The 8,492-nt window shown below is 73.3% G+C and carries 5 protein-coding genes and 1 pseudogene; all 6 read right to left on the bottom strand.

Annotation, left to right across the window (positions count from 1 at the left end; translation table 11 throughout):
- Nucleotides 1-116 precede the first annotated feature (116 nt).
- A complete protein-coding gene (locus Vau01_RS45530) occupies nucleotides 117-1,493 on the bottom strand; it encodes a UDP-N-acetylmuramoyl-tripeptide--D-alanyl-D-alanine ligase (protein WP_204006612.1) in 1,377 nt (458 codons plus the stop codon).
- 62 nt (nucleotides 1,494-1,555) lie between these two features.
- Nucleotides 1,556-3,016 (bottom strand): annotated as a pseudogene (locus tag Vau01_RS45525) (UDP-N-acetylmuramoyl-L-alanyl-D-glutamate--2,6-diaminopimelate ligase); the annotation flags it as partial.
- 116 nt (nucleotides 3,017-3,132) lie between these two features.
- Nucleotides 3,133-5,454 (bottom strand): peptidoglycan D,D-transpeptidase FtsI family protein, encoded by a 2,322-nt coding sequence (locus tag Vau01_RS45520; protein ID WP_275424017.1) that lies wholly within the window; start codon nucleotides 5,452-5,454, stop codon nucleotides 3,133-3,135.
- 92 nt (nucleotides 5,455-5,546) lie between these two features.
- Nucleotides 5,547-6,347 (bottom strand): cell division protein FtsL, encoded by an 801-nt coding sequence (gene ftsL, locus Vau01_RS45515; protein WP_204006608.1) that lies wholly within the window; start codon nucleotides 6,345-6,347, stop codon nucleotides 5,547-5,549.
- Nucleotides 6,334-7,422: a 16S rRNA (cytosine(1402)-N(4))-methyltransferase RsmH gene (gene rsmH / locus Vau01_RS45510; RefSeq protein ID WP_204006607.1), complete on the bottom strand. Its 1,089-nt coding sequence runs from the start codon at nucleotides 7,420-7,422 to the stop codon at nucleotides 6,334-6,336. Before rsmH ends, ftsL begins: the two co-directional genes overlap by 14 nt.
- A 324-nt stretch (nucleotides 7,423-7,746) precedes the next feature.
- Nucleotides 7,747-8,178: a division/cell wall cluster transcriptional repressor MraZ gene (gene mraZ / locus Vau01_RS45505; RefSeq protein ID WP_204006605.1), complete on the bottom strand. Its 432-nt coding sequence runs from the start codon at nucleotides 8,176-8,178 to the stop codon at nucleotides 7,747-7,749.
- Nucleotides 8,179-8,492 lie beyond the last annotated feature (314 nt).

The following is an 8,492-nucleotide window of genomic DNA, read 5'->3' as shown; positions in this document are numbered from 1 at the left end:
CGGGCCCTCGGTGCGGATCGGCTGGTCGGCCTTCAGCTTGATGAACTGCCTCATGGCGATCGGCGTGCCGAAGATCGACACGATGAACGCCACCACACCGGCGACGAAGACCGCCCTCATGCGCCGGTCCTCAGCGCGTCCACTAGCTGCCAGGTGCGGTAGCGCGACCCCTTCACCAGCACCGCGTCACCGGGCCGCAGCCCGGCGGTGAGCCACGCGAGCGCGGCCTCCTGATCGGTCACCTGAACCGACTCCCCTCCCCAACGTGCCACCGACGCCGCACCGGCCGCATAGGCCGGCGCCGTCTGTCCCACCGCGATCAGATGGTCGACGCCCAGTTCGGCCGCCAGCCGCCCGACCTCTTCGTGACCGGACCGCTCCTGGTCACCGAGTTCGGCCATGTAGCCGAGCACCGCGACGGTACGCCGGCCGGCCCCGATCGCCGCCAGCGCGCGCAGGGCGGCGGCCATCGAATCCGGGTTGGCGTTGTACGAGTCGTCGATGACCGTCACCCCGTCGGGACGGTCGAAGACGTCCATCCGCCGCCCGGAGGCCGGCCGCAGCCCGGTGAGGGCGTCGGCCACCTCGGCCGGCGCCAGCCCGAGCCGCAGCGCCACCGCGGCGGCGAGCAGGGAGTTGCCGACCTGGTGCCGGCCGGCGGCGGCGAGCCGCACGGGCGTCGCGCCGCCCTGGTGCAGCAGCGTGTACGCGGCCCGGCCGCGCTCGTCGAGGGTGACGTCGAGCGCGCGAACGGCGGCGGCCGCCGACTCGCCCGCGAGCACCACCTCGGCCTGGGTGCGGGCCGACATCGCCCGCACCCGCGGGTCGTCGGCGTTGAGCACCGCGATGCCGGCCGGCGGGAGCGCCTCGACCAGTTCGCCCTTGGCTTCGGCGATCGCCTCGACCGAGCCGAACTCGCCGATGTGTGACACGCCCACGTTGATCACCACGCCGACGTGCGGCGGCGCGATGTCGCACAGGTACCGGATGTGCCCGACGCCCCGGGCACCCATCTCCAGCACCAGGTACCGGGTCTCGGCGGTGACCCGCAGCACCGTGTGCGGCAAACCGAGTTCGTTGTTGAACGAGCCCGCGGTGGCCACGGTCGGACCGAGCTCGCTGAGCAGCCCGGCGAGCAGGTCCTTGGTGGTGGTCTTGCCGGACGAGCCGGTCAGCCCGATCACGGTGAGGTCGGGCAGCCGCCCCAGCACGGCGGTGGCCAGGCGGCCCATCGCCACGCGGGCGTCGTCGACGAGGATCGCCGGCGCGTCGACCTTCCTGGTCGCCAGCACGGCGACGGCACCCTGCTTGATCGCCACCTCGGCGTACTCGTGGCCGTCGACCTTGTCGCCGTCGAACGCGGCGAAGAGCCCGCCGGGGCCGACCTTGCGGGAGTCGAACTCCACCGCGCCGGTGACGGTGGCGTCGGGGTTCGCGCCGACGAGCGTGCCGTTCACGGCCGTCGCGATGTCGGCCAGCGTCATCGGGATCACGGGCGACCCCCGGTCGTCTCGGTCCCGGGCGCTGCCGCCGGCACCTCGGGTGCGGGGCCTTCCGCGGAGCCCGCCGCCGGTCCCCCGCGGGCCACCAGCGCGGCCGCGAGCTCGACGCGGTCGTCGAACGGGCGGACCACGCCGTCGATCTCCTGGCCGCTCTCGTGCCCCTTGCCGAGGAGCGCCACCACGTCACCCGGCCGCGCCAGCGCGACGGCGGCCTCGATGGCCTCCCGCCGCCCGGCGACCTCCCGGATTTCGGCGGTGCTGCCGGCCGCCCCCGCCAGCACCTCGGCCCGGATCCGGGCCGGGTCCTCGGTGCGCGGGTTGTCGTCGGTGACGATCAGGACGTCGGCACCGGCGGCCGCGGCGGCACCCATCAGCGGACGCTTGCCCCGGTCGCGGTCTCCCCCGGCGCCCACCACGCAGATCACCCGCGACCCGTCGCGGGCGACCTGGCGCAGCGCGACCAGCACGGCGGTGATCGAGTCGGGCTTGTGGGCGTAGTCGACCACGCCGAGCACCGGCCCGAGCTGGCCGACGCGCTCCATCCGGCCGGGCACGCCCGGACAGGCGCCGACGCCGTCGGCGGCCAGTTGGGGGTCGATGCCGGCCGCGGCGAGGATGGCGATCGCGAGCAGCGCGTTGGCCACGTTGTGCCGGCCCGGCAGGCCGACCCGGGCGGAGACGGCACCGGCCGGGCCGAGCGCGGTGAACCGCTGCCCGTACCCGTCGGGCGTGACGTCGACCGCGCGCCAGGTCGCCCTCGCGTCGCCGAGGGCCGAGTAGGTGACCGTCGTCGGGCGCACCAGCGGCGCCTGCGCCGGGTCGTCGAGGTTGAGCACCTCGACGCTGCTGCGCCCGTCGAAGAGCCTGGCCTTGGACGCGAAGTAGTCCTCGACGCCGGGGTGGAAGTCGAGGTGGTCGACGCCGAAGTTGGTGAACCCGCCGACCGCGAACCGCACCCCGCCCACCCGGCCGAGTTTCAGCGCGTGGCTGGAGACCTCCATCGCCACCGCCCGGACGCCGCGCTCGACCGCCACCGCGAACAGCGCGTGCAGGTCGGTGGCCTCCGGGGTGGTGCGGGCGCTCGGGATCGTGACGTCGCCCAGCCGGGTCTCGACGGTGCCGATCAGCCCGGCCGGCACCCCGGCCGCGCGCAGCCCCGACTCCAGCAGGTACACCACCGAGGTCTTGCCGGCGGTGCCGGTGACGCCGAGGACGCTGAGGTGCTCGCTCGGCGCGCCGTACACGCGGGCGGCCACGGCGCCGACCGCGTCGCGCGGGTCGTCGACCACCAGGGTCGGAATCCCGACATCAACGATCATGGCCGCGCCCGCCGGGTCGGTGAGCACCGCGACCGCGCCGCCCGCCACCGCCTGCGCGACGAACTCGGCCCCGTGCCGCCGGCTGCCCGGCAGCGCCGCGTACAGGTCGCCCGGACGCACCTCGGCGCTGGCCAGGGACACACCGGTGACCTCCGCGTCGTCATCCGCCGACGCTCCGACGGGAGCGGCTCCGATGAAAGCGACGAGGTCGCGCAGCCGCGTGGGCGGTACGCCAGCGGGTCGCGGATAGCCGGGCACGGGGTCAGACCATACCGGCCCGCCGACGGTTCGTTGAGCACTGGACACTCTTGTTACGGGTACACCTTGATCTCGGGCGCCGGCGCTCCGGTCGGCGGGACCTTGTAGCGGGTCAGCGTGTACCGCATCATGTCGCGGAACGCCGGTGCCATGGACGCGCCGGTGATGTCGAGCCCGTACGAGTACACGGCCACCACGAACCGGGGCGCGTCGGCCGGCGCCATCCCGATGAACGACGCGACGTAACCGTCGGTGTACTTACCGTCGACCACGCGGCCGCCGGTGCCGGTCTTGCCGGCCACCCGGTACCCCTCGATCGCGGCCTGGTTACCGGTACCGCCCTTGACCACCACCGGCGCCTCCAGCAGTTCCCGGAGTTCGGCGGCGTGCTGCGGGTCGAGCACCTGCCGGGTCAGCGGCGGCGCCGCCGCGGTGACCACGCCGTTGGCGACGGTGCCCTTCACCAGGTGCGGCTGGATCCAGGTGCCGTTGTTGGCGATCGCCGCGTACGCGGCGGCCATCTGCAGCGGGGTGGTCGACACGCCGTTGCCGATCGGGATCGTGCCGCGGCTGGTGCCGCTCCAGTCCTTCGGCGCCCGCACCACGCCCGCCACCTCGCCGGGCAGGCCGACGCCGGTCGGCTCGCCCAGCCCGAACTTGCGCTGGTACTCGTACAGCTTGTCGGGGCCGAGCTGGTCGGCCACCCGGATCGTGCCGACGTTCGACGAGTACGCCATGATGCCGGCGAGCGTCATCGCGGTGTCCGTCTTCATCGGGTGCGAGTCGACGAACTCCCGGTCGCCCTTGACGATCTTCGGCCCGACGATCACCGTGGTCGACGGGACCACCTTCCCCTCCTGCAGCGCGGCGCCCATCACGATCGCCTTGTGCGTCGAGCCGGGGTCGACCAGCAGCCCGCTGCTCGTGTCGAGCCACAGCTGGCCGTCGGCCGGCGGGTCGGCGGCGTCGAAGCCGGGGAAGCTGGCCTGCGCGAGCACCTCGCCGGTCTTGATGTCCATCACCACCGCGGCGCCGATCGACGCCTTCACCGCCCGTAGCCGTTCGGCCAGGATCTGCTGCACCTCGAACTGCACGAACCGGTCGATGGTGAGCTCCAGCGACGCGCCCGGCCGGGGCGGCGTGGCGCTGCGCAGGCTGCCGGGGATCTCCCGGTCGAGCTTGCCCTGGCCGGACTCGAAGACCCGCTCGCCGTCGACGCCGGTGAGCACCTGGTTGTACTTCAGCTCCAGACCGGTGCGGCCCTTCAGGTCGCCCCCGGTGAACCCGATGACCGACGCGGCCAGGTCGTGCCCGGGCACCTCCCGGCGCTCGTCGCGGCGCGCGAACACGCCGCCGAGGTTCAACGCGGCGACGGCGTCACCGATCTCGATGTCGACGCCGCGCGCGAGGTACTCGAACATCACCGGCCGGCCGCTGTTGTTCTTGTGCGGCGTCAGCTTCGGGATCAGCTCCGACTTCGGGATCCCGATCTGCCCGAGCACCGGTGCCAGCGCGTTGGCGGTCTTCTCGACGTCCTGCACCTGCGTCGGGTCGGCGTAGATGTAGCGCGCCTCGACGCTGTGGGCCAGTTGCTTGCCGTCGCGGTCGAGGATGTCGCCGCGCGGCGCCGGGATGACCTCGCTCTTGATCCGCTGCTTCAGCCCGTTGGCCGCGTACGCGGGCGCGTCGGTGAACTGCAGTACCACCAGGCGCCCGGCGATCACGGTGAACAGCGCGAGCGCGATCACCGTGGCGATCCGCAGCCGCCGCTGTGGTCGGCCCGGTCGCGGCGGCGCCAGGCCACGGTTGATCTTCGGACGGACGGGGGGACGCTGGCCGGTGGCGCCGGCCCGCGCCGCGCGTCCGCCGGTCGGGGTGCGACGGGGCGCGCCCGCCCCGCGTCCGGTTGCCGTCGACGCGCGACCGGCCGAGCCGGCCGAACGGCCCGGCGTGCCCGCCGAACGCCGCGCCGGCGGTTCTCCGCCGGTCCTCCCGGCGCGCCGGTCCTGATCGGCCCGACCCTGCGCCGACCGGGCCTGTGCCGACCGCCCCTGCCCGGAACGGCCCTCAGCCGACCGGTCCTGCGCCGACCGGCCCTCAGCCGACCGGGTCTGCGCGGACCGGTCCTGCGCCGACCGGGTCTGGGCGGACCGCGCCTGTGCCGAACGGTCCTGCGCGGACCGGGGTTGGGCCGACCGGCCGCCGGAGAGGACCTGCAGCGCCGGGCGGAACGGGTCGCGGCCGGCACGTTCGGCCGCGCTCTCCCGGACGGTGCGACCGCGTGGCGTGTACCGGCGTGCGTCGGCGAGTCCGCCGCGCTCGCTCGCACCGGTACGCCGGCGCGGCTCATCCCTCGGTGGGTCGTTGCTCGGCACGATTCAGCCTCCGGTCGGGGCGGGGAGCCTCGGATCCGTCGAGGCCCAGGGCCCGGAACCGGACCCTGAGCCTCCACATCGGTCTTGCCGGATCAGCCGGTGGGCTGGCCGGCGACGCTCGCCGGACCGGTGGCCGGCTTCGGGACGCCGAGCTGGCGCCCGTCGGGCAGCCGCAGGAACGCGGGCGACTCGGCCCGCACCAGCCCGAGCTGGCGGGCCGCCGCGGCCAGGTTGCCCGGGCTCTCCTTCTCGGCGATCTCCCGCTCGAGCCGCTGCTCGTGCTGGTCGAGGTTGCCCTGCTGCGCCTTCAGCTCGTGCAGCTGGAACGCGCCCTCGTTGATCTTCGTGTTGATCACGAGGATGCCCAGCACGCCGACCACCACCACCGACAGCACCAGCGCCACGAACGGGGCCCGCGGCGTCGACACCGGCAGCGGCGGCACCACCGAGATCCCGGCGCGCCCGCCGTTGCCCTCGGCCGGGGCCGACCGCCGGGCCCGTCCGCCGGCCCGCTGGCTGCCCTGGGCGAACCGGTCGGGCAGGCTGCTCTCCACCTCGACCTCGTGGACGAGCTCGTCCTGCTCCGGCTCCGGCGCGACGTCGCGGACCGGCGGCTCGGGTGGACGGCCGGGGCGACGCCGGCGGGTCGGCTCGACGGCGGGCGACAGCTGCAGCGCGGTTGCCCCGCGGGTCGCGGCCAGCGCTTCCCGGCCACGGCCGCGCACGTCGTCGATGGAACGTCCGGTGCCGCGGTGCGAGTAACCCGTGGACCGGCCCCGATCGACCGCGCGATCGACGATCCGCTCACTGATGCGGTCGCCGACCCGGTCGACGGCGCGGTCACCCCGGGCGGCTCTTCCCGCCCGGTTGTTGCCCGGCTCAACCCTCGTCATTGCTGTTCACCCCTTCCGTCGTGCGGTGTTCCGCGGTCACGTCGCCGTTGCTGTGCCGGCGGCGCCGGCCCGTAACGGGCCTGGTCACCGGTTGATGCATCCCCTTCACCTGTCTGGGCGGCCGGCCGGGCGGAGGGATCCGCTCGGCTGCCCGCAGGCGCGCCGAGGCCGCTCGCGGATTGGTGGCCGTCTCCGCGTCACCCGGCACTTCGGCTCCTCTGGTGAGGAGCCGAAGCGTCGGCGCGGACCCGGCCGGTTCAATCGGCAGCTCGATCGGTGCGCTCGACCGCGCCCGCTCGGCGAACGCCTGCTTGACCAGGCGGTCTTCGAGCGAGTGGTAGGACAGGACCGCGATCCGACCCTCGGGCGCGAGCGCGTCGAGGGCCGCCGGTACCGCCTCTTCCAGCACGGACAGTTCGCCATTTACCTCAATGCGCAACGCCTGAAACGTTCTCTTCGCGGGGTTTCCCCCGGTTCGCCGGGCCGGCGCGGGGATCGAGCTCCGCACCAGGTCGGCGAGCCGTGCCGTCCGGGTGAACGGCTCCTTCGCCCGCTCGCGCACGATCGCCGACGCGATCCGCGGCGCGAACTTCTCCTCGCCGTAGACCCGCAGGATCCGGGTGAGGTCGCCGGCCGGGTACGTGTTCACCACGTCGGCCGCGGTGATCCCCGTCGTGGGGTCCATCCGCATGTCGAGCGGCGCGTCCTGGCTGTAGGCGAAACCCCGGCCCGCCTCGTCGAGTTGCAGGGAGGAGACGCCGAGGTCGAACAGCACCCCGTTGACCTCGGTGATCCCCAGCGAGTCCAGAACCGGGCCCAGCTCGTTGTAGACGGCGTGCACGAGGTGCGTTCGATCGGCATGACCCGCGAGCCGGTCCCCCGCCAGTGCGAGGGCCTGCGGATCGCGGTCGATGCCGACGAGCGTCACCTGCGGAAACGCGTCGAGCACCGCTTCCGCGTGCCCGCCGAGGCCGAGGGTGGCGTCGACGTGCACCGCGCCGGGGCCCTCCAGGGCGGGGCGCAGCAGCTCGAGGCACCGCTCGAGCAGAACGGGTACGTGGATCCCCCGCGCCATGGCCGACCCCCTTGTAACGGCCCGGGTTCGCGGCCCGGACCGTGTCATCGCCCCGCCGGATGCCGTCAGGAGGCGCGCGTGACCGCGCGCTGCCCCGGAATCGGTTCCGGTGAGCCCGCACCCGGTTTCGCGGACCGGTGCGGTGTTTCCCCCGTTGCATTGCTTCAGTCGTCGGCGTGGCGAGTTGATTTCTCGGCCGACCCCGGTGACCATGACGCCGTACCGCCAGATCCCCATCCGCTCTCTCGCCTGCCGCCGGGGAAGTGGCGTCAGGAGTGGAGCGGAGGGAGATCTCGCGGTACGGCGTGAACTGCTACCCCGCAACTACAACCCGCCCGGGAGAACCCCCTCTTCGATGTCAGCGAATTCGTCTTCGCTCTCCGCGAGGTATGTGTCCCAGGCCAACTTGTCCCAGATCTCCACCCGAGTACTGGCGCCGATGACGACGAGATCGCGGCCCAGCCCGGCGTATTCACGCAGGTGGCCAGGGATGGTGACCCGACCTTGCTTGTCGGGCACCTCGTCGTGCGCACTGGCGAAGAACACCCGGCTGTATGCCCGGGCCGCCTTGTGCGTCATCGGCGTCTCACGCAGTTGTGCCGCGATGCGACCGAACTCGGAGGTGGGGAACACGTAGAGGCAGCGCTCCTGACCCTTAGTGATCACAACACCTCCCGCCAGTTCATCACGGAACTTGGCCGGAAGGATTAACCGGCCCTTCTCGTCGAGACGGGGCGTGTGCGTTCCGAGAAACACGCACTGCACCCCCTCCCCGGGGCCGGTGGGCCCCCCGACCCACCAACGCGCTCCACTGTACTCCACTTCCCTCCACCCGCAACCGGAAACTCGGGATAGGCGGCGCGAGCCTGCCCGGAAAACCCCAGGTCAGACGCGGTGGGGCGGGGTGGAGGGCGAAGGCTGGCACACTGCGTCCAGATCAAGACAGTGCCGATTCACCCGTTAGATAAGCATGACAAAACGGTCACCCAGGCACGTGCCGGGCGCCCCCGGGCCCGAAATGGAGCCCCGGTGGAGCGATGTGGTGGACCGGGTGGAGCCCTCCACCCCTT

This window comes from Virgisporangium aurantiacum (assembly GCF_016863635.1).
Classification (GTDB): Bacteria; Actinomycetota; Actinomycetes; order Mycobacteriales; family Micromonosporaceae; genus Virgisporangium; species Virgisporangium aurantiacum.
This window is presented reverse-complemented; position numbering and strand designations above follow the sequence as displayed.